Annotated in this window: 18 protein-coding genes; 16 read left to right on the top strand and 2 right to left on the bottom strand. The window is 69.8% G+C overall.

Annotated elements, in window-relative coordinates:
• Positions 1–5: 5 nt before the first annotated feature.
• Positions 6–965, bottom strand: coding sequence for a LysR substrate-binding domain-containing protein (locus tag QC818_RS17540; RefSeq protein WP_309654162.1), 960 nt, complete (start codon positions 963–965; stop codon positions 6–8).
• Between the two features lie 157 nt (positions 966–1,122).
• Between QC818_RS17540 and QC818_RS17535 the strand changes: the two genes are divergently transcribed.
• The 6 genes from QC818_RS17535 to QC818_RS17510 all read left to right on the top strand — a co-directional run bounded on the left by QC818_RS17535 (position 1,123) and on the right by QC818_RS17510 (position 7,679).
• The gene (locus QC818_RS17535; protein ID WP_309654161.1) at positions 1,123–2,502 is read left to right on the top strand and encodes an L-serine ammonia-lyase; all 1,380 of its coding nucleotides are present in this window, start codon (positions 1,123–1,125) and stop codon (positions 2,500–2,502) included.
• Between the two features lie 280 nt (positions 2,503–2,782).
• Complete coding sequence (locus QC818_RS17530) at positions 2,783–3,559, top strand: ABC transporter ATP-binding protein (RefSeq protein ID WP_309654160.1); 777 nt, start codon at positions 2,783–2,785, stop codon at positions 3,557–3,559.
• Positions 3,556–4,293, top strand: a complete 738-nt coding sequence (locus QC818_RS17525; RefSeq protein ID WP_309654159.1) for an ABC transporter ATP-binding protein — start codon at positions 3,556–3,558, stop codon at positions 4,291–4,293. The genes QC818_RS17530 and QC818_RS17525 overlap by 4 nt, the downstream gene beginning before the upstream one ends.
• 76 nt (positions 4,294–4,369) lie before the next feature.
• Positions 4,370–5,587, top strand: a complete 1,218-nt coding sequence (locus QC818_RS17520) for an ABC transporter substrate-binding protein (RefSeq protein WP_309654158.1) — start codon at positions 4,370–4,372, stop codon at positions 5,585–5,587.
• Positions 5,588–5,803: 216 nt separating this feature from the next.
• Positions 5,804–6,691 carry a branched-chain amino acid ABC transporter permease gene (locus QC818_RS17515; RefSeq protein WP_309654157.1) on the top strand — a complete coding sequence of 296 codons (888 nt, stop codon included), beginning with the start codon at positions 5,804–5,806 and terminating at the stop codon, positions 6,689–6,691.
• A gap of 1 nt (position 6,692) precedes the next feature.
• Complete coding sequence (locus QC818_RS17510; protein WP_374710103.1) at positions 6,693–7,679, top strand: branched-chain amino acid ABC transporter permease; 987 nt, start codon at positions 6,693–6,695, stop codon at positions 7,677–7,679.
• A gap of 33 nt (positions 7,680–7,712) precedes the next feature.
• Here QC818_RS17510 and QC818_RS17505 read toward each other — a convergent pair whose 3' ends face one another.
• Positions 7,713–8,627, bottom strand: a complete 915-nt coding sequence (locus QC818_RS17505) for a LysR family transcriptional regulator (protein ID WP_309654156.1) — start codon at positions 8,625–8,627, stop codon at positions 7,713–7,715.
• Positions 8,628–8,745: 118 nt separating this feature from the next.
• Here QC818_RS17505 and QC818_RS17500 point away from each other — a divergent pair, with 118 nt between their 5' ends.
• From QC818_RS17500 to etfB, 10 genes are all read left to right on the top strand, one after another.
• Positions 8,746–9,855, top strand: coding sequence for an S-(hydroxymethyl)glutathione dehydrogenase/class III alcohol dehydrogenase (locus QC818_RS17500; RefSeq protein ID WP_309654155.1), 1,110 nt, complete (start codon positions 8,746–8,748; stop codon positions 9,853–9,855).
• A 70-nt stretch (positions 9,856–9,925) separates the two neighbouring features.
• Positions 9,926–10,783 carry an S-formylglutathione hydrolase gene (fghA, locus tag QC818_RS17495; protein WP_309654154.1) on the top strand — a complete coding sequence of 286 codons (858 nt, stop codon included), beginning with the start codon at positions 9,926–9,928 and terminating at the stop codon, positions 10,781–10,783.
• 254 nt (positions 10,784–11,037) lie between these two features.
• Positions 11,038–12,177 (top strand): choline metabolism transcriptional regulator GbdR, encoded by a 1,140-nt coding sequence (gene gbdR, locus QC818_RS17490; protein ID WP_309654153.1) that lies wholly within the window; start codon positions 11,038–11,040, stop codon positions 12,175–12,177.
• A 173-nt stretch (positions 12,178–12,350) separates the two neighbouring features.
• Positions 12,351–13,052 (top strand): monofunctional biosynthetic peptidoglycan transglycosylase, encoded by a 702-nt coding sequence (gene mtgA / locus QC818_RS17485; RefSeq protein ID WP_309654152.1) that lies wholly within the window; start codon positions 12,351–12,353, stop codon positions 13,050–13,052.
• Positions 13,053–13,192: 140 nt separating this feature from the next.
• On the top strand, positions 13,193–14,170 hold the full coding sequence (locus QC818_RS17480; protein ID WP_309654151.1) for a dipeptidase: 978 nt from the start codon (positions 13,193–13,195) through the stop codon (positions 14,168–14,170).
• Positions 14,171–14,285: 115 nt separating this feature from the next.
• Complete coding sequence (locus tag QC818_RS17475) at positions 14,286–14,831, top strand: DUF5943 domain-containing protein (RefSeq protein ID WP_309654150.1); 546 nt, start codon at positions 14,286–14,288, stop codon at positions 14,829–14,831.
• Positions 14,832–14,843: 12 nt separating this feature from the next.
• Positions 14,844–16,916, top strand: a complete 2,073-nt coding sequence (gene dgcA, locus QC818_RS17470) for a dimethylglycine demethylation protein DgcA (protein WP_309654149.1) — start codon at positions 14,844–14,846, stop codon at positions 16,914–16,916.
• A gap of 285 nt (positions 16,917–17,201) precedes the next feature.
• Positions 17,202–19,172: a (Fe-S)-binding protein gene (locus QC818_RS17465; RefSeq protein WP_309654148.1), complete on the top strand. Its 1,971-nt coding sequence runs from the start codon at positions 17,202–17,204 to the stop codon at positions 19,170–19,172.
• The gene (gene etfA / locus QC818_RS17460) at positions 19,172–20,467 is read left to right on the top strand and encodes an electron transfer flavoprotein subunit alpha (RefSeq protein ID WP_309654147.1); all 1,296 of its coding nucleotides are present in this window, start codon (positions 19,172–19,174) and stop codon (positions 20,465–20,467) included. Before QC818_RS17465 ends, etfA begins: the two co-directional genes overlap by 1 nt.
• Entirely contained in the window at positions 20,457–21,260 is an 804-nt protein-coding gene (gene etfB, locus QC818_RS17455; protein WP_309654146.1) for an electron transfer flavoprotein subunit beta, read from the top strand. Before etfA ends, etfB begins: the two co-directional genes overlap by 11 nt.
• Positions 21,261–21,391 lie beyond the last annotated feature (131 nt).

The raw sequence follows: 21,391 nt of genomic DNA, 5'->3' as shown, positions 1-21,391 counted from the left end.
GGACATTATAGCGGGCTTTCGTGGCCGACGCGCCCTCGGCCGTGGCGGCCACGGGGGCGGGCGGCCTCCTCGAGCAGCCAATCGTGCACGGCCTTCACTCGCCGGTCGTCCAGGGCGCCGGAGGCGTGGACGATGCCGTAGTGCATGCCCGTCGCCACCCGCTGGTCGAAGGGCACCACCAGGGCCCCGGTGTCCAGCTCGTCGGTGATCAGGGTCTGCCGGGCGATGGCCACCCCCATGCCGGCGATCGCCGCTTCCATGGTCAGGTGGTTGCGGTTGAAGGTGTAGCCCCGCCGCACGTTGAGCGGCGGCGCCTCGATGGCCGCCAGGTAGTGCTCCCACTCGCCGTGGTCGTGGCTGCCGCGCCAGGCGGTCACGTCGTGCAGCAGGGGGTACCAGGCGAGGTCCTCGGGGCGGCGCAGCGGCGGGCGGCCGCGCATCAGCGAGGGCGCGCAGACCGGGAAGATGGTCTCCTCCATCAGCGGGGTGATCGACAGGCCCGGGTAGTGGCCGTCGTTGAGGTCCAGGGCCAGGTCGAAGTCGCCCTCCCGCAGCGAGGTGCTGCTGTCCTCGGCGGTGATGTGCAGCTCGATGTCGGGGAAGCGCGCCTGCAGCCGGGGCAGCCGGGGCATCAGCCACTTGTTGAGGAAGGAGGGCACCGCCCGCAGGCGGATGATGCCGCTCATCACCCCGCTGCGCAGGCGCTTCACCTCCAGGCCCACCGACTGGTAGGCCTCGTCGACCACCGAGGCCAGGCGGCGCCCCTCCTCGGTCAGCGCCAGGCGTCGCGGCAGGCGGCGGAACAGCTTGAAGCCCAGGCGGTCCTCCAGCTGCTTGATCTGCTGGCTGACGGCGCCGGTGGTCACGTGCAGCTCCTCCGCCGCCCGGGTGAACGACAGGTGGCGGGCGCTGACCGCGAAGACCTTCAGCCAGGCGTGGGTCTGGGCATTGAGGAGACGGCTCATGGTTTAGCGATTCTATACTGTAGGGGAGATATTCTGGATTGCCGGCCTGCGCCGATGGCGACAACATTAAGGCCCAAGGCTGGCCAAGACCAGTTGGCTTTAGTGTAACTGACAATAAACGGCAGCCGGCCGTCGCCGGCCCGACACGAGGCTCCCCATGGCAATCAGCGTCTTCGATCTCTTCAAGATCGGCATCGGCCCCTCCAGCTCGCATACCGTCGGCCCGATGGTCGCCGCCCACGACTTCGTCCAGGCCCTGCGCGCCCGGGACCTGCTGGAGCGCGTGGCCCGGGTCGAGGTGCACCTGCACGGCTCGCTGTCGTCCACGGGCAAGGGCCATGGCACCGACCGGGCGACCATCATGGGCCTGATGGGCGAGCGCCCCGAGTCCATCGATCCGGCCATCGTCTCGCCCTGCATCGAGGAGCTGCTGGAGTCCCAGACCCTGCTGCTGGACGGCCGCCTGGCGATCCCCTTCCTGTGGGGCCGGGACCTGCAGTGGCACGACGAGAGCCTGCCCTACCACCCCAATGCCATGACCCTGGTGGCCCACGGGCACGCCGGGGAGCTGTATCGCAACATCTTCTACTCCGTGGGCGGCGGCTTCGTGGTCGACGAGGACCAGGCGGCCCGGGGCGAGCTGGATACCGACACCACCGCGCTGCCCTACGACTTCAACAGCGCCGGCGAGCTGATGGCGCTGTGCCGGCTGCACGGCCTGCGCATCAGCGAGCTGATGCTCGAGAACGAGAAGGCCTGGCGCGACGAGGCCGAGATCCGGGCCGGGCTGTGGCGCATCTGGGAGGCCATGTGCGACTGCGTCGACCAGGGGCTCGTCGCCGAGGGCGTGCTGCCCGGCGGGCTCGAGGTCAAGCGCCGGGCCGCGGCCCTGCATCGCCGCCTCGAGGCCATGGACGACGACCGCAGCCTGATCGCCTCCACCTTCTCGGCCATGGACTGGGTCAACGTCTTCGCCCTGGCGGTCAACGAGGAAAACGCCGCCGGCGGACGCATGGTCACCGCGCCCACCAACGGTGCGGCCGGCATCATCCCGGCGGTGCTGCACTACTACATGAAGTTCCAGGAGGGCGCCGACGAGCGCTGCGTGGTCGACTTCCTGCTCACCGCCGGCGCCGTGGGCATCCTGTGCAAGAAGAACGCCTCCATCTCCGGCGCCGAGGTGGGCTGTCAGGGCGAGGTGGGCTCGGCCTGCGCCATGGCCGCCGCCGGCCTCACCGAGGTGATGGGCGGCAGCGTGGCCCAGGTGGAGAACGCCGCCGAGATCGGCCTGGAGCACAACCTCGGCCTGACCTGCGACCCGGTGGGCGGCCTGGTGCAGGTGCCCTGCATCGAGCGCAACGCCATCGCCTCGGTGAAGGCCATCAACGCCGCCCAGATGGCCCTGCGCGGCGACGGCGAGCACTTCATCTCCCTGGACAAGGCCATCCGCACCATGCGCGACACCGGCGCCGACATGCAGGAGAAGTACAAGGAAACCTCCAAGGGTGGCCTGGCGGTGAACGCCATCGAGTGCTGAGTCTCTCTGCCGGGCGGCCTGGCCGCCCATGTGGCGCCTTCCCCTCGGGAAGGCGCCTTTTTTGTTTGCAAGCTATTGATATGTCGAGCTCTACGCCATTGGTCGAGTTCGGCGCCTCGGCGGTTGCCGACGGCGGCATCGTCCTCTAGCTTACGTTGACGTAAAGGTTAGAAGTCCTCGGGGCCCAGGCCTCGACGCCGGGGGCGGCGCGCCTTCGGAGCCACAACAACGACAACGGCAACGGCGGACCGCCCCCCCGGCGGTCCCGAGAGGACATACCATGACCCAGGAGTTCGTGCTCGAGACTCGTGGGTTGACCAAGGCATTCCGCGGCTTCACCGCCGTGGATGACGTCAACCTGCAGGTCCGGGAAGGGCATATCCACGCCCTGATCGGCCCCAACGGGGCCGGCAAGACCACCGTCTTCAACCTGCTCACCAAGTTCCTGCCGCCCACCCGCGGCGAGATCCTCTATCGGGGCGAGCCGATCACCGGCCGGCGGGCCAACGAGATCGCCCGGCTCGGCCTGGTGCGCTCCTTCCAGATCTCGGCGGTCTTCGGCCACATGACGGCCCTGGAGAACGTCCGGGTGGCCCTGCAGCGCAAGCTGGGCACTTCCTTCCACTTCTGGCGCTCCGAGCGCTCCCTGGAGCCCCTGGACGACCAGGCCATGGCGCTGCTCGACCAGGTCGGCCTCAAGGACTACGCCGACGTGCTCACCGTGGAGATGCCCTATGGCCGCAAGCGCGCCCTGGAGGTGGCCACCACCCTGGCCCTGGATCCCGCGGTGATGCTGCTCGACGAGCCGACCCAGGGCATGGGCGCCGAGGACGTCGACCGCATCGTCGCGCTGATCCGCCGGGTCTCGGCCGGGCGCACCGTGCTGATGGTCGAGCACAACCTCAGCGTGGTCAGCCGGCTGTGCGATCGCATCACCGTGCTGGCTCGGGGCAGCATCCTCGCCGAGGGCGACTACGAGGCCGTGTCCCGGGATCCCCGGGTCCGGGAGGCCTACATGGGCAGCGAGGCCGGCGAGGCCGAGGAGGCCGGAGCATGACCGAAGCGGCATTGGAATACCGCGACCTGGACGGCGCCGAGATGCTGCGCGTCCGCGACCTGCACGCCTTCTACGGCGAGTCGCACATCCTCCACGGGGTCGACTTCGACGTCCGCCGCGGCGAGCTGGTGACCCTGCTGGGGCGCAACGGCGCCGGGCGCAGCACCACCCTCAAGGCGATCATGAACATGGTCGGCCACCGCACCGGCTCCATCGTCATCAACGGCAACGAGACCCTGGCCATGCGCCCCCACCGCATCCCGCGGCTGGGCGTGGGCTATTGCCCGGAGGAGCGCGGCATCTTCGCCAGCCTCGACGTCGAGGAGAACCTGCTGCTGCCGCCCACGGTGCGCTCTGGCGGCATGAGCCTCGACGAGATCTACGAGATGTTCCCCAACCTCTACGAGCGCCGCCGCAGCCAGGGCACCCGGCTCTCCGGGGGCGAGCAGCAGATGCTGGCCATGGCGCGCATCCTGCGCACCGGCGCCCGCCTGCTGCTGCTCGACGAGATCACCGAGGGGCTGGCGCCGGTGATCAACCAGGCGCTGGGCGAGGTGCTGGTCAAGCTCAAGGAGCGCGGCATGACCATCGTCCTGGTGGAGCAGAACTTCCGCTTCGCCGCGCCGCTCGCCGATCGCCACTTCGTCATGGAGCACGGCCGGATCATCGAGGAGATCTCGGCGGCCGAGCTGCCGTCCCGGCGCGACCACCTGAATTCCCTGCTGGGGGTCTGACGGCATCGCCGTCGCCCCGGCCCTCGCAGCACCGCTCGACAACAACAAACCGCCCCCCGGGGGCATGGAGAGCACGATGACCTTCACCAAGCGCAGCCTCGCCGGCGCCGTCGCCGCCGCCACCCTGTTCGCCGCCGGCACCGCCCAGGCCCAGATGAGCGACGATGCCGTGCGCATCGGCTACCTGGCCGACATGTCCGGCACCTATCGCGATCTGGCCGGCCCCGGCGGCCTGGAGGCCCTGAAGATGGCCGTCGAGGATGTCGGCGGCGAGGTCAACGGCGTGCCCATCGAGGTGTTCAGCGCCGACGACCGCAACAGCGCCGACGTGGGCGCCAACACCGTTCGTGAATGGATCGACCAGCGCAACGTCGACCTGGTGGCCGGCATGGTGGCCTCCTCGGTGTCCATCGCCGTGACCAAGGTGCTCGAGGAGAACGACGGCCTGGCGATCATCTCCGGCTCCGCCGCCTCCAGCATCACCAACGAGCACTGCACCCCCAACCACATCCACTGGGTCTACGACACCTACCCGCTGGCCCACGGCACCGCCAAGGCGGTGGTCGAGCAGGGCGGGGACAGCTGGTTCATGCTCACCGCCGACTACGCCTTCGGCCATGCCCTGGAGGGCGACGTGACCAAGGTAGTGGAGGAGAACGGCGGCGAGGTCGTCGGCGGGGTGCGCCATCCCTTCCCGACCAGCGACTTCTCCTCCTACATCCTCCAGGCCCAGGGTTCGGGCGCCGACATCGTCGGCCTGGCCAACGCCGGCGCCGACACCGTCAACGCCATCAAGACCGCCAGCCAGTTCGGCCTGACCCAGACCGGCCAGCAGCTCGCCGGCCTGCTGATCTTCCTCAACGACGTCCACGCCATGGGCCTGGAGGCCACCCAGGGCCTGCTGCTGACCACCGGCTGGTACTGGGACATGGACGAGCGGTCCCGGGAGTGGGCCGAGCGCTACTTCGAGCGCGTCGGTCGCATGCCGACCATGGTCCAGGCCGGCGTCTACTCCAGCGCCATGCACTACCTGGATGCCGTGGAGGCCGCCGGCACCGACGACCCCGAGACGGTGCGCGCCCGGATGGGCGAGATGCCGGTGGAGGACTTCTTCGCCCGCAACGGCCGCATCCGCGAGGACGGCCGCATGGTCCACGACATGTACCTGGCCCAGGTGAAGTCGCCGGCGGACTCCAGCGGCGAGTGGGATCTCTACGAGATCCAGAGCACGATTCCCGCCGACCAGGCCTACCGCCCGCTCGACGAGAGCCAGTGCGAGCTGGTCAACCGGTGAGCGGATTCCGACAGGGTGATCGCTGTTAGGGTCGGTCGGGGCTGATCCGGCGACAGGTCTGCGGGCGCTGTGAGCCCTTCCCTGGGCGCTACCGATAGGCCCCCCTCTGTGACCTGTCCCCGGCGCCCCTCGCCATACCCGACGGCGATGGCCCTGCGGAATCTGATACGGCGGCGGCCGCGGCCGCCACCTCCACGACGGCGAGGAGACCCTGCCATGACGATGATATTCGGGGTGCCGCTGGCGGTATTCATGGGCCAGCTGATGCTGGGCCTGATCAACGGCGCCTTCTACGCCCTGCTGAGCCTGGGGCTGGCGGTGATCTTCGGCCTGCTGAAGATCATCAACTTCGCCCACGGGGCCCAGTACATGCTGGGCGCCTTCGCGGCCCTGCTGGGGCTGCAGTACCTGGGCATCAACTACTGGCTGGCGCTGCTGCTGGTGCCGCTGGTGGTGGGCGGCCTGGGGATGGTGATCGAGCGCACCGTGCTGCGCCGCATCGCCCACCTGGACCATCTCTACGGCCTGCTGCTGACCTATGGCCTGGCGCTGATCTTCGAGGGCACCCTGATCAACGTCTTCGGCGTCTCCGGGGCCAGCTACCCGGTGCCCGAGGCGCTCTCGGGCGGCCTCAACCTGGGCTTCATGTTCCTGCCCACCTACCGCGGCTGGGTACTGGTGGCGGCGCTGGCGGTGTGCCTGGGCACCTGGTTCATCATCGAGCGCACCCGGCTCGGCGCCTACCTGCGCGCCGGCACCGAGAACCCGGCGCTGATGCAGGCCTTCGGCGTCAACGTGCCCCAGCTGGTGACCCTGACCTACGGCTTCGGCGTGGCGCTGGCGGCCTTCGCGGGGGTGCTGGCCGCGCCGCTCTACCCGGTCTCGCCGACCATGGGCTCGAGCCTGCTGATCGTGGTCTTCGCCGTGGTGGTGATCGGCGGCATGGGCTCGATCCTCGGCGCCATCCTCACCGGCCTGGCCATGGGGCTGGTCGAGGGGCTGACCAAGGTGTACTACCCCGAGGCGGCCAACACCGTGATCTTCCTGGTGATGATCCTGGTGCTGATGCTGCGTCCCGCGGGACTCTTCGGTAAGGAGGCATGACATGACCGCCACCACCCAGACCCTCACCCCCTCGATGAAGCGCCGCCGGCGGGCCCGGCAGCGTCGCGGGGCCCTCTACCTGGCCCTGCTGGCCATCGGCCTGGTGGCGCCCTTCGTCGCCTACCCGGTGTTCCTGATGAAGCTGCTGTGCTTCGCGCTGTTCGCCTGCGCCTTCAACCTGCTGCTGGGCTATGCGGGGCTGCTGTCATTCGGCCATGCGGCCTTCCTGGCCACCGGCGGCTACGTCACCGGCTACCTGCTGTCGAGCCACCCGGGCCTGACGCCGGAGACCGGCATCCTCGCCGGGACGCTGGCCAGCCTGGTGCTGGGCCTGGCGTTCGGGGCCCTGGCGATCCGCCGCCAGGGGATCTACTTCGCCATGGTCACCCTGGCGCTGGCCCAGATGGTGTTCTTCTTCTACATCCAGGCGCCCTTCACCGGCGGCGAGGACGGCCTGCACGGCGTGCCCCGGGGGCGGCTGTTCGGCCTGATCGACCTGTCCGACAACCTGGCCATGTACTACCTGGTGCTGACGATCTTCGTGTTCGGCTTCGCGCTGATCCAGCGCACCGTGCACTCGCCCTTCGGCCAGGTGCTCAAGGCGATCCGCGAGAACGAGCCGCGGGCGGTGTCGCTGGGCTACAACGTCGACGCCTACAAGCTGGTGGCCTTCGTGCTCTCCGCCGGCCTGGCAGGCCTGGCCGGGGCCACCAAGACGGTGGTCTTCCAGCTGGCCTCGCTCACCGACGCCCACTGGCACATGTCCGGCGAGGTGATCCTGATGACCCTGCTGGGCGGGGTGGGCACCTTGTTCGGCCCGCTGGTGGGGGCAGGGCTGGTGGTCAGCCTGCAGACCCAGCTCGCCCAGTCGCCGCTGGGCAACTGGGTGAGCGTGATCCTGGGCGCGATCTTCGTGATCTGCGTGCTGAGCTTCCGCAGCGGCATCGTCGGCGAGATCCACAAGCTGGTGCGCAAGAACTTCAAGTAGGGCCGGGCGACGGCCAGCGGCTCGCGGGGCGCCTCAAGGGGCGCCCCGCGTCGTGTCGGCCCCGCGCGCGGGCAGGGTCTCGCCCAGGCGCTCGACCAGGTAGTCGAGGAACTGGCGCACCTTGGGCGAGCGCTGGCGATGGCGCGGGTAGACGGCCCAGACCGCGGTGTCGGCGTGGCGATAGGCGTCCAGCACGCTGATCAGCTCGCCCCGGGCCAGGTGCGGTTCGACGTAGTAGTCGGGCAGCTGGGCGAGGCCCAGCCCCTTGAGGGCGGCGTCGAGCAGCGCCGGCCCGGAGTTGCCGCGCCAGGGGCCGTCGACGCGCACCTCGCGGCGCACCCCGTCGACGTCGAAGCGCCACAGGTCCTTGGAGCCCACCAGGCAGCGGTGCCGGGACAGCTCGGAGAGGCTGTGGGGCTGGGCGATGCGGGTGAAGTAGGCCGGCGAGCCGACCACGTACTCGCGACGCTCGCACAGCCGGCGGGCGATCAGCGACGAGTCCTGGAGCGCCCCCATGCGGATGGCCACGTCGAAGCCCTCGTCGATGATGTCCACCCGGCGGTTGGTGAAGTGCATGCGCACCTCGAGCCGCGGGTGGCGGGCCATGAAGTCGTGGACCAGGGGGGCGACGAAGCGCTCGCCGAAGGTGGTGGCGCAGGTCAGGGCGAGCACCCCGGTGGGGCGCTCCTGGAGATCCTTGACCGCGGCCTCGGCCTCGTGGAGGCCCTCCACCAGATGCCGGCAGTGCTGGTAGTAGACGCGCCCCGCCTCGGTCAGGCGCAGCCGCCGCGTGGTGCGGTAGAGCAGGGGGGTGTCGAGCTGCTGCTCGAGCTGACCGACCAGCCGGCTGACGTGGGAGCTGGACACCCTGAGCCGCTCCGCGGCGGCATTGAAGGCCCCGGCCCGGACCACCTCGACGAATGCCTCGACCCTGTCCCAGCGTTGCATGCGCCCTCCGCGGATTGTTGCTGTATGGCAATAATGAGATGTCTTTGATGCAGTTTATCCGAGTCGGCGGCCATGCCTAGACTGTCAGGTGACACTCAACCCTGCCGAGGAACGCATCATGAAGTCACGCGCCGCCGTCGCCCTGGAAGCGGGCCAGCCCCTGGAACTCACCGAGATCGACGTCGAGGGCCCCAAGGCCGGCGAGGTGCTGGTGCGCATGGCCGCCACCAGCGTCTGCCATACCGACGCCTATACCCTGTCCGGCGCCGATCCGGAAGGCAATTTTCCCGCGGTGCTGGGCCACGAGGGGGCCGGCGTCGTCGAGGAGGTGGGCGAGGGCGTCACCAGCGTGCGCCCCGGCGACCATGTCATCCCCCTCTATACCGCCGAGTGCGGCCAGTGCAAGTTCTGCCTGTCCGGCAAGACCAACCTCTGCGGGGCGGTCCGCGCCACCCAGGGCAAGGGCGTGATGCCCGACGGCACCAGCCGCTTCTCGCTGGACGGCAAGCCGCTGCACCATTACATGGGCACCTCCACCTTCAGCGAGTACACCGTGGTGCCCGAGGTGTCCCTGGCGGTGGTCTCCAGGGAGGCGCCGATGGACAAGATCTGCCTGCTGGGCTGCGGCGTGACCACCGGCATCGGCGCGGTGATGAACACCGCCAAGGTCGAGCCGGGCGCCACCGTGGCGGTGTTCGGCCTGGGCGCCATCGGCCTGGCGGTGATCCAGGGCGCGGTGATGGCCAAGGCCAGCCGCATCATCGCCATCGACGTCAACCCGGAAAAGTTCGAGCTGGCCCGCCAGTTCGGCGCCACCGAGTTCGTCAATCCCAAGGATCATGCCGCCAGCATCCAGGAAGTGATCGTCGACATGACCGACGGCGGCGTCGACTACTCCTTCGAGTGCATCGGCAACGTCAACGTCATGCGCTCCGCTCTGGAGTGCTGCCACAAGGGCTGGGGCGAGTCGGTGATCATCGGCGTGGCCGGCGCCGGCGAGGAGATCTCCACGCGGCCCTTCCAGCTGGTCACCGGACGGGTCTGGAAGGGCTCGGCCTTCGGCGGCGTCAAGGGCCGCACCGAGCTTCCGGGTTACGTGGAACGCTACATGAACGGCGAGATCAACATCGACGACTTCATCACCCACGACATGCCCTTCGAGCAGATCAACGAGGCCTTCGAGCTGCTCCACAAGGGCGAGAGCATCCGCACCGTCCTGCACTACTGATCCGTGCCCGACGCCGGGGCCCGCCGGGAAGGCGGCGGCCCGGCGTCGCCCGACCCACGAGGAATCGCCCATGACCATGACCGAACATCTCGAGCTGGTCGCGGCCAACCGCAGCTTCGGCGGCTGGCACAAGCGCTATCGGCATCGCTCCCGGGCGCTGGACTGCGAGATGACCTTCGCCATCTACCTGCCGCCCCAGGCGGAGACCCAGCGGGTTCCGCTGCTGTGGTGGCTGTCCGGCCTGACCTGCACCGACGAGAACTTCATGCAGAAGGCCGGCGCCCAGCGCCTGGCCGCGGAGCTGGGCATCGCCATCGTCTGCCCGGACACCAGCCCCCGGGGACTGGACCTGCCCGGCGAGCACGACAGCTACGACTTCGGCTCCGGGGCGGGCTTCTACGTCAACGCCACCCAGTCGCCCTGGAAGCAGCACTACCGGATGTACGACTACGTGGCCGAGGAGCTGCCCTCGGTGGTCCGCCAGCACTTCCCGGTCAACGGCCGCGAGGCGATCAGCGGCCACTCCATGGGCGGTCACGGCGCGCTGATCCTGGCGCTGCGCCGGCCCGGCCATTATCGTTCGGTGTCGGCCTTCGCACCGGTGGTCAACCCCACCCAGTGCCCCTGGGGGCGCAAGGCCTTCGGCGGCTACCTGGGCGAGGACGTCGGCAACTGGACCCAGTACGACGCCTGCGAGCTGGTGGCCCGGGGCGCCTCCCGCCAGCCGTTGTTCATCGACCAGGGCGAGGCCGACGACTTCCTCGACGAGCAGCTGTGCCCCGAGCGCCTGGAGGCGGTCTGCGCCGAGCACGACCACCCGCTGACCCTGCGCCGCCAGCCGGGCTACGACCACAGCTACTTCTTCATCGCCACCTTCATCGACGACCACCTGCGCTACCACGCCGAGCACTTGCACGATCGGCGCTGAGGCGCCTCACCCTTCCGGCGCCGCCCCTCGGGCGGCGTGCCCCGAGTGTCGTGTCGTATGTCGGAGCGTCAGCGGCATGTCCCTGAGCGACTCATTGTTCCCGTGCACCGGCGAATCGGCCGTCGATAGGCAAATTTGACATGCCCGACAGCGACACAGCGGGTACATTCCGGATGAGAGCGTGCCTGTTCGCGACAGGCCGCCCCGACAACAACAAGGAAGATGACAAGCCCCACCGTGCCGGAGTACCCACGATGACAACCGCTCGCCAGGCCTCGCGCAACACCGCCACTCCCCAGACCCTGGGGTTCCTGCTGCTGGACAACTTCACCCTGATCTCCCTGGCCTCGGCCATCGAACCCCTGCGCATGGCCAACCAGCTGGCCGGCCGGGAACTCTATCGCTGGTATACCCTGGGCCTGGACGGGGCGCCGGTGAAGGCCAGCGACGGCCTTCAGGTGACGCCGGATGCCTCGACCACGGTGCCCCTGGCGCTGGACACCATCATCGTCTGCGGGGGGGTGGGCCCCCACCGCAGCGTCCAGCGCGAGCACGTCACCTGGCTGCAGACCCAGGCCCGCCAGTCCCGCCGCCTGGGCTCGGTGTGCACCGGCAGCTGGGCCCTGGCCCGGGCCGGGTTGCTCGACGGCTACGAGGTCAGCGTGCACTGGGAATGCCTGGCCGCCATGCAGGAAGCCTTTCCCAAGGTCTCGCTGTCGACCCGGCTGTTCTCCATCGATCGCGACCGGGCGACCTCCTCGGGCGGCACCGCACCGCTGGACATGATGCTGACCCTGATCCGCCGCGACCACGGCCGGGAGCTCGCCGCCGGCATCTCGGAGATGTTCATCTACGACCGGGTGCGCGGCGAGCAGGACCAGCAGCGGGTGCCGCTCAAGCATGTGTTGGGCACCACCCAGCCGCGGCTGCTGGAGATCGTCGCCCTGATGGAGGCCAATCTGGAGGAGCCCATCAGCCTCGACGAGCTCGCCGACTACGTGAACGTCTCGCGCCGCCAGCTGGAGCGCCTGTTCCAGAAGAACCTGCACTGCTCGCCGTCGCGCTACTACCTCAAGCTGCGCCTGACCCGGGCCCGCCAGCTGCTCAAGCAGACGCCGATGTCGATCATCGAGGTGGCCTCGGCCTGCGGCTTCGTCTCCACCCCGCACTTCTCCAAGTGCTACCGGGAGTACTTCGGCATTCCGCCCCGGGACGAGCGGCTGGGCTCCAGCGCCGTGGACCTGGTGCCCGTCCAGCTGGGCCAGGAGGCCGCGGCCATGCTAGAGTCCGCATCCTTCGAGTCGGTTGCCGAGGCGCCGGTATCCGCGGCCATGAGCGCCCTGGACCAGGCCCGCGGCGAGCCGACCTATGCCAGCGTCAGGTTGCGGAACTAGGGGCTCGCTCCAGCACCGTGCCGATGGGCTGGCCGGCGGTGAATCTCCGCGAGGTCGCCATGCCGCCTCGCGCTGGCGCGACGCCTGCCAGGCATGGCAGCAGGCCCTCGCGCGCATTCGCCCCCGGCATCGCCCGTCGCGGGTGAGGGGAGCAGGGCGCCGGGCGGAGGTCGATGGGCAAAGGACTACGATGGCTGGCGCGGGCCCTGGGGCTCGCGTTGCTGGGCTGGGTGGGACTGAGCGTCCTGCTGGTGCTGATGTTCCGGGTGGTGCCGGTGGGCGGCTCCATGGTGATGTTCGAGCGCAAGGTCGAGGCCTGGCGTGACGGCGAGCCCCTGGACATCCGCCAGCACTGGCGTCCCTGGGTCGCGCTGCCCGACACGGCCAAGCTGGCGGTGATCGCCGCCGAGGACCAGCGTTTCCCCGCCCATCATGGCTTCGACCTGGTGGAGCTGCGTCGCGCCGTCGAGGCCAGTCTCGACGGCGAGGGCCTGCGCGGCGCCAGCACCCTCAGCCAGCAGACCGCCAAGAACCTCTTCCTGTGGACCGACCGCAGCTGGGTGCGCAAGGGCCTGGAGGCCTGGTTCACCCTGTTGCTCGAGCTGCTCTGGCCCAAGGAGCGGATCCTCGAGGTCTATCTCAACATCGCCGAATGGGATCGCGGCGTCTTCGGCCTGGAGGCCGCGGCCCGCCACCACTTCGGCGTCTCCGCCGCCGACCTGTCCGCCGTCCAGGCCAGCCGCCTGGCCGCCATCCTGCCCAACCCCCGGGGCTGGAGCGCCTCCCGCCCCGGTCCCCATGTCCTCCGCCGCAGCGCCTGGATCCGTGGCCAGATGCGCAACCTGGGCGGGGCCACCTACCTCGAGCGCCTCTGAGACGCCCGCCCCGCAGGGGCGTGTCGCGATCCGGATGGCCGTGACGCTTTTGGAATTTTCCCGGTCGCTTCCAGGCGCCGGGGGTCAGAGGGCGGGGGATATGCTGCCGGCGTGATCATGCACCACCACGGAGCCCCCACATGACCCCTGCCGAGTTGCACCAGGACGCCATCGTCATCGATGGCCTGATCATCGCCAAGTGGAACCGCGAGCTGTTCGAGGACATGCGCAGGGGCGGCCTCACCGCCGCCAACTGCACCGTGTCCGTCTGGGAAGGCTTCCAGGCCACGGTCGACAACATCGTCAGGACCAACGCCCTGATGGCCGAGTCCAGCGACCTGGTGCGGCCGGTGCGGACCACGGCGGACATCACCCGCGCCAAGGAAGAGGGCAAGACCGGGATCATCTACGGCTTCCAGAACGCCCATGCCTTCGAGGATCAGATCGGCTACGTCGAGATCTTCAAGCGGCTCGGCGTGGGCATCGTGCAGATGTGCTACAACACCCAGAACCTGGTCGGCACCGGCTGCTACGAGCGCGACGGCGGCCTGTCCGGCTTCGGTCGCGAGATCGTCGCCGAGATGAATCGGGTGGGCATCATGTGCGACCTCTCCCACGTCGGCGAGACCACCTCCCGGGAGGTCATCGAGGCCTCCGAGAAACCGGTCTGCTACTCCCACTGCCTGCCCTCCGGGCTCAAGGACCATCCCCGCAACAAGTCCGACGAGGAGCTGAGGTTCATCGCCGACCGCGGCGGCTTCGTCGGCGTGACCATGTTCACCCCCTTCCTGCGTGCCGGCGTCGATGCCACCGTCGACGACTACGTCGAGGCCATCGAGTACGTGATGAACATCGTCGGCGAGGACGCCGTCGGCATCGGCAGCGACTTCACCCAGGGGCACGGCCACGACTTCTTCGAGTGGCTGACCCACGACAAGGGCTATGCCCGCCGCCTGACCAACTTCGGCAAGATCATCAACCCCGAGGGCATCCGCACCATCGGCGAGTTCGGCAACCTCACCGAGGCCCTGCTGCGCCGCGGCTTCAGCGAGCCCCAGGTGCGCAAGATCATGGGCGAGAACTGGGTGCGCGTGCTGAAGGACGTATGGGGAAGCTAGACACAAGAACGAAGAGGGAAGAAGGAAGAGGCAATACGCTTTCCTTCCCTCTGAACTCTTAGCTCTTCCCTCTTATCTCTTCCTTCTTCATAACGACAATTCGAGGAATACGATCGTGACCAAGATGGCCCCTGAACTGCCCATCGAGGTGGATGCCGAGACCGGCGTCTGGACCACCGATGCGCTGCCCATGCTCTACGTGCCGCGGCACTTCTTCATCAACAACCACGTGGCCGTCGAGGAAGCGCTGGGCGCCGAGACCTATGCCGAGATCCTCTACCGTGCCGGCTACAAGAGCGCCTGGCACTGGTGCGAGAAGGAGGCCGAATGCCACGGCCTCTCGGGCGTCGACGTCTTCGAGCACTACATGAAGCGCCTGTCCCAGCGCGGCTGGGGCCACTTCATCACCGAGGCCATCGACCTGGAGGCCGGTACCTGCCGCGTGCGCCTGGAGCACAGCGCCTTCGTCTACCAGCTGGGCAAGGTCGGCCGCAAGATCGAGTACATGTTCACCGGCTGGTTCGCCGGGGCCATGGACCAGATCCTGGCCGCCCGGGGCAGCGAGCGGCGCACCGTCGCCGAGCAGGTCCAGAGCGCCGCCGAGGAAGGCTGCGACGTGGGCGTCTTCGTCACCCGCCCGCTCGACACCCATCAGGGCTGAGGAGTCACGATCATGGCATTCGACGCGATCTTCCAGCCGATCCAGATCGGCAACCTGACCATCCGCAATCGCGTGGTCAGCACCGCCCATGCCGAGGTGCATGCCACCGACGGCGGCATGACCACCGACCGCTACGTCAAGTACTACGAGGAGAAGGCCAAGGGCGGCTGCGGCCTGTGCATCTGCGGCGGCTCCTCCATCGTCTCCATCGACAGCCCCCAGGCCTGGTGGAGCTCGGTGAACCTGTCCACCGACCGGATCATCCCGCACTTCCAGAACCTGGCGGACGCCGTGCACAAGCACGGCGGCAAGATCATGATCCAGATCACCCACATGGGGCGGCGCTCGCGCTGGGACGGCTTCGACTGGCCGACCCTGGTGTCGCCCTCCGGGATCCGCGAGCCGGTGCACCGCTCCACCTGCAAGACCATCGAGGAGGAGGAGATCTGGCGGATCATCGGCGACTTCGCCCAGGCCGCGCGCCGGGCCAAGGAAGGCGGCCTGGACGGCGTCGAGCTGTCCGCCGTCCACCAGCACCTGATCGACCAGTTCTGGAGCCCGCGGGTCAACAAGCGCACCGACCAGTGGGGCGGCAGCTTCGAGAACCGCATGCGCTTCGGCATGGAGGTGCTCAAGGCCGTGCGCGCCGAGGTCGGCGACGACTTCGCGGTCGGCATGCGCATCTGCGGCGACGAGTTCCACCCGGACGGCCTGTCCCACGACGACATGAAGCAGATCGCCGCCTACTACGACGCCACCGGCCAGGTGGACTTCTTCGGCGTGGTCGGCTCGGGCTGCGACACCCACGATACCCTGGCCAACGTCATCCCCAACATGTCCTTCCCGCCGGAGCCCTTCCTGCACCTGGCGGCGGGCATCAAGGAGGTGGTCTCCGCGCCGGTGATCCACGCCCAGAACATCAAGGACCCCAACCAGGCCAGCCGCATCCTCGAGGGCGGCTACGTGGACCTGGTCGGCATGACCCGGGCGCACATCGCCGACCCGCACCTGATCGCCAAGATCAAGATGGGCCAGGTCGACCAGATCAAGCAGTGCGTGGGCGCCAACTACTGCATCGACCGCCAGTACCAGGGGCTGGACGTGCTGTGCATCCAGAACGCCGCCACCTCCCGGGAGTACCTGGGCCTGCCCCACATCATCGAGGCCTCCGAGGGGCCCAAGCGCAAGGTGGTGGTGGTCGGCGGCGGCCCCGGCGGCATGGAGGCGGCCCGGGTGGCGGCCGAGCGCGGGCATGACGTGACCCTGTTCGAGGCCGCGGAGCAGCTCGGCGGGCAGATCACCACCGCCGCCAAGGCGCCCCAGCGCGACCAGATCGCCGGCATCACCCGCTGGTACCAACTCGAGCTGGTGCGGCTCGGCATCGACCTGCGGCTGGGCACCCGCGCCGACGAGGCCACCATCCTCGACCTGCGCCCGGACATCGTGGTGCTGGCCACCGGTGGCCGGCCCAACCTGGAGCAGTACCCCGAGTGGGGCTACGCGGAGAGCTCCGAGGAGAGCCTGGTGGTGAGCACCTGGGACATCCTCGACGGCCGGGTCGAGCCGGGCAACAACGTGCTGATCTACGACGCCATGTGCGAGTTCGCCGGCATGTCCGCGGCGGACTACCTGGCCGACAAGGGCGCCAAGGTCGAGATCGTCACCGACGACATCAAGCCCGGCGCGGCGGTGGGCGGCACCACCTTCCCGACCTACTACCGCAGCCTCTACGAGAAGGAGGTGATCATGACCTCCGACCTGATGCTGCACAGGGTCTACCGGGAGGGCGATGCCCTGGTGGCGGTGCTCGAGAACGAGTACACCGGCACCCAGGAGGAGCGCGTGGTCGACCAGGTGGTGGTGGAGAACGGCGTGCGTCCCGACGAGGCCCTCTACTACGCCCTGAAGCCCCGGTCCCGCAACAAGGGGCAGGTGGACCTGGAGGCGCTCTACGCCATCCAGCCCCAGCCGGCCCTGGCCGAGGAGGGAGAGGGGCCGCTGCTGTTCCGGCTCGGTGACTGCACCGCGCCGCGCAACACCCACGCGGCGATCTACGACGCCCTGCGCCTGTGCAAGGACTTTTAACCCCCAGCCGTAAGCCGTAAGCCGTAAGCGGTAAGTGAAGAGCAGTGACTCAAGGTCATTTCCACGTGCCATGAGGATGGGCTCTGGGGACAAGGTGAAGCGAGGGTCCTTTGCCATGGATGGCAAGGGTAGCGCCCAGGGAAGGGGTCACAGCGCCCTCGCGATGGCCCGGCACTCCGGGGCTTGTCGCCGGAAAAGCCCATCTCCATCGGCGGGTGGTGGACAAGGACTCTCGTTGCTTATCTCCCAAGGCTTATAGCTCCTCATCGAGGAGAGGTGAGTACCATGCTCGAGACGCTATTGCCGATCCTGATCTTCGCCGCGCTCGCGCTGGCGGTGATCGGCGCCGGGCGGCGCGTGCGCCTGTGGCGCCAGGGGCGGCCCGCCCGGGTCGCCCTGCTCCAGGGGCTCTCCGCCATGCCGCGACGCTACCTGGTGGACCTCCACCATGTGGTGGGCCGCGACAAGGCGATGTCCAACACCCACGTGGCCACCGCCGGCGGCTTCGTCGCCGCGGCGCTGCTGATGATCCTGGTGCATGGCCTGGGGCTGGCCGAGGGCGTGCTGGGTTGGCTGCTGCTGGCGGCCAGCGGCTGCATGTTCGTGGGTAGCCTGTTCGTCGCCCGCCGGCGGCGCAACCCACCGGCCCGCCTGTCACGGGGCCCCTGGATGCGCCTGCCCAAGAGCCTGATGGCCTTCTCGCTGGGCGTCTTCGCCGTCACCCTGCCGGCGGTGGGTATCCTGCCCGCCGACTTCGGGCACTGGCTGCTGGCGCTGGCCCTGGCCGCGGTGGTCACCGGGGGCCTGGGCGAGATGGTCTTCGGCATGACCTGGGGCGGGCCCATGAAGCACGCCTTCGCCGGCGCCCTGCACCTGGCCTTCCATCGCCGGGCCGAGCGCTTCGGCGGCGGCCGCTCCACCGGCCTCAAGGCCCTGGACCTGGACGACCCCGAGGCCCCGCTGGGCGTGGAGACCCCCAGTGACTTCACCTGGAACCAGCTGCTGGGCTTCGACGCCTGCGTGCAGTGCGGGCGCTGCGAGGCCATGTGCCCGGCCTTCGCCGCCGGCCAGCCGCTCAACCCCAAGAAGCTGATCCAGGACATGGTCGTCGGCATGGCCGGTGGCAGCGACGCCGCCTATGCGGGCAGCCCCTACCCCGGCAAGCCGGTGGGCGAGCACCAGGGCACGCCGGCGGGCCCCATCGTCGCCCGCGACGGCAAGGCCCTGGTGGACGCCGAGACCCTGTGGTCCTGCACCACCTGTCGCGCCTGCGTCGAGGAGTGCCCGATGATGATCGAGCACGTCGATGCCATCGTCGACATGCGTCGCTTCCTGACCCTGGAGCACGGCAACACCCCCAACAAGGGCGCCGAGGTGCTCGACAACCTGATCGCCACCGACAACCCCGGCGGCTTCGACCCCGGCGCGCGGATGCACTGGGCCGCCGACCTGGAGCTGCCGCTGATGGCCGATCGCGGCTCGGCCGAGGTGCTGCTGTGGCTGGGCGACGGCGCCTACGACATGCGCAACCAGAGGACCCTCAGGTCCCTGGTGAAGGTGCTGCGCGCCGCCGGGGTGGACTTCGCCGTGCTCGGCAACGAGGAGCGCGACAGCGGCGACGTGGCCCGGCGCCTGGGCGACGAGGCGACCTTCCAGAGCCTGGCGAAGCGCAACATCGCCACCCTGGCCAAGTACCGCTTCTCGCGGATCATCACCTGCGACCCCCACAGCTTCCACGTGCTCGGCAACGAGTACGGCGAGCTGGGTGGTGACTACCAGGTGAATCATCACAGCACCTATATCGCCGAGCTCTTCGAGGCCGGGCGGCTGCACTTCAAGCCCTGGAAGGGCGGCGGGGTGACCTACCACGACCCCTGCTATCTCGGCCGCTACAACGGCGAGTTTGATGCGCCCCGCAAGGTGCTCCAGGCCCTGGGCATCGAGCTCAACGAGATGGAGCGCTCCGGCTTCCGCTCGCGCTGCTGCGGCGGCGGCGGCGGCGCGCCGATCACCGACATCCCCGGCGAGCGGCGGATTCCCGACATGCGCATGGAGGACGTCGGCGAGACCGGTGCCGACCTGGTGGCGGTGGGCTGCCCGCAGTGCACCGCCATGCTCGAGGGCGTCGTCGACGCCACCGCCGAGGTGCGCGACATCGCCGAGTTGGTCGCCGACGCCCTGACCGAGGCCCCTGCGGCATCCGACGATGCGACCCGGCAATCATCGAATCGGCCCCAGGCCGTGGAGGTGGCGTGATGAGCGAGATCAGGCGACGCGATCCGCGCAAGGAATGGATCGCCCGTAACCGACGGCATCCGCAGCACCTGTCGGTGCTGGCGGAACTGGGCAGCAGTGCCGGCCAGGGCGCGGCCAGCGAGTGGCTGGGGCCGGGTGGCCTCGTCCGCCGGAACCCCCATGCGGTGGGCTTCATGGGCCCCAACGGGCTCAAGCGCATCGACCGCAGCGGCGTCCAGCAGGGGGCGGGCGGCGGCGCCGGGGCCTCGGCGCCGGCCGCCGAGCGCAAGCCGCTGGTCGAGATCGAGGCGCCGGCCTTCCTGGTGGCGGTGGTGCCGGACATGGCCGGCGGCCGCCTCTCCGGCCACGACCGCGACCTGCTGGGGCTGGCCCGCCGGCTGGCCGATGCCGACCCCGAGGCCCCGGGCGCGGTGCTGGCCGTGGTCATCGGCGCCCACAAGGAGGAGGGCTTCGGCGATGCCGGCGTCGATCGCCTGCTGCAGCTCGAGGCCCCGGAGCTGGACGGCTATGCGCCCGAGGCTCGCCTCGGTGCCCTGGCGGCCGTGGAGGAAGCCTGGGCCCCGCGGCACTGGCTGGTGCCGGACTCCAGGCTGGGCGGCGCCGACCTGGGGCGGCGCCTGGCGGCCCGCCTGGGCGAACGCCCGGCCACCGGCGTCTGGCAGCTCGAGGCCGACGCCGAGGCCCGGGGTGAGGGCGGGAGCGGCTGGCGCTGCACCGCCCGGGGCGCGGCGAACACCGTCGACATCCAGCGGCCCCTGCCGCGCATCGCCCTGGCCCTCGCCGAGTGCGCCGAGCCGGTCAGCGAGACCCGTCACGCGGCCGAGCCCCTGACCCTGCCCCGGCCGCTGCCGGCGCAGCTGTCGCGCATCGAGGATCTGGGCCAGGTGGCCGTGGACCCGGCGGGGGTGGCCCTGGCCGAGGCCGAGTTCATCCTCTCCGCGGGCAACGGGGTGCGCGACTGGGACGGCTTCCACCGAGCCGCCAGGGTGCTGGGGGCCACTGAGGGGGCCTCCCGGGTGGCGGTGGACGATGGCTTTATGCCGCGGGATCGCCAGGTGGGCGCCACCGGCACCTGGGTCACCGCCCGGGTCTACGTGGCGGTGGGCATCAGCGGCGCCATCCAGCATCTCCAGGGCATCCAGCCCTGCGAGAAGGTGGTGGCGATCAACATGGACCCCGGCTGCGACATGATCAAGCGCGCCGACCTGGCGGTGATCGGCGACTCGGCCGCGGTGCTCGAGGCGCTGGTCGCCCTGGTGGAGCAGCAACGAGAGGAGAAGCGCCATGCGGCCTGAACCCCGAGAGACCCCCTCCCTGGAGATCACCGTGCTGGTCTCGGTGGGCCGGCATCCCGTCACCGGCCGAGGGCGGCGCGCCGACCAGGACGCCCGGGGCGTCGAGCTGGCCCGGGCGCTGCCCGACGCCGAGGTGCGGCTGCTGCACGCCGGCACCCAGGAGGCCGGCAGCGAGGCGGCCCTGCGCGGCTACCTGGGCATGGGCTTCGACGCCCTGACCCTGCTCGAGCAGCCCGAGGGCGCCGACGTGCTGCCGGCCCTGGCCGAGACCCTCAGCGAGGCCGCCCCCCAGCTGGTGATCACCGGCGAGCGGGCCGAGCAGGGCGAGGGCTCGGGTCTGCTGCCCTACCTGCTGGCCGAGCGGCTGGGCTGGCCGGTGGTCAATGGCCTGGCCGCGGTGGAGGCCGTCGAGGACGGCGTGGCCACCCTGCTGCAGGCCCTGCCGCGGGGCCAGCGCCGGCGGCTCCAGGTGCGACTGCCGGCGATCGTCACCGTCGACGGCTCGGCCCCGGCACCGCGCCAGAGCGCCTATGGCCCCGCCAGGCGAGGCCACCTGGCCGCGGTGCCGGGCCCGGTGTGCCACGACGACGACTGGGCGAGCTGGGAGGTGCAGCCGGCGCGCAAGCGGCCCAAGCGCCTGAAGGTGGTCAAGGCCGCCTCGGCCCGGGATCGCTTCAAGGCCGCGGCCGCCAAGGCCGAGGGCGGCGGCGGCCAGGTGCTCACCGACGTGACCCCGGAGCAGGGCGCCGAGGCGATCCTCAAGCTGTTGAAGGAAGAAGGCGTCCTGCGCTAGGAAACCCCGATGGATGACGGCGCTGGACGACCCGCTGGGCAAGCGCCCTCGCCGCGCTTCGCTCGCAGCAGGGAGCCGCGTTTCCCCATCCGCTGGATCCGCCCATGAAAAAGCCCCGGTCATTGACCGGG

The sequence above is a fragment of the Halomonas koreensis genome, from assembly GCF_031451675.1.
In the GTDB taxonomy this organism is placed as follows: Bacteria; Pseudomonadota; Gammaproteobacteria; order Pseudomonadales; family Halomonadaceae; genus Halomonas; species Halomonas koreensis.
The sequence above is the reverse complement of the archived record's forward strand: the minus strand, read 5'-3'. Positions and strand labels throughout refer to the sequence as shown.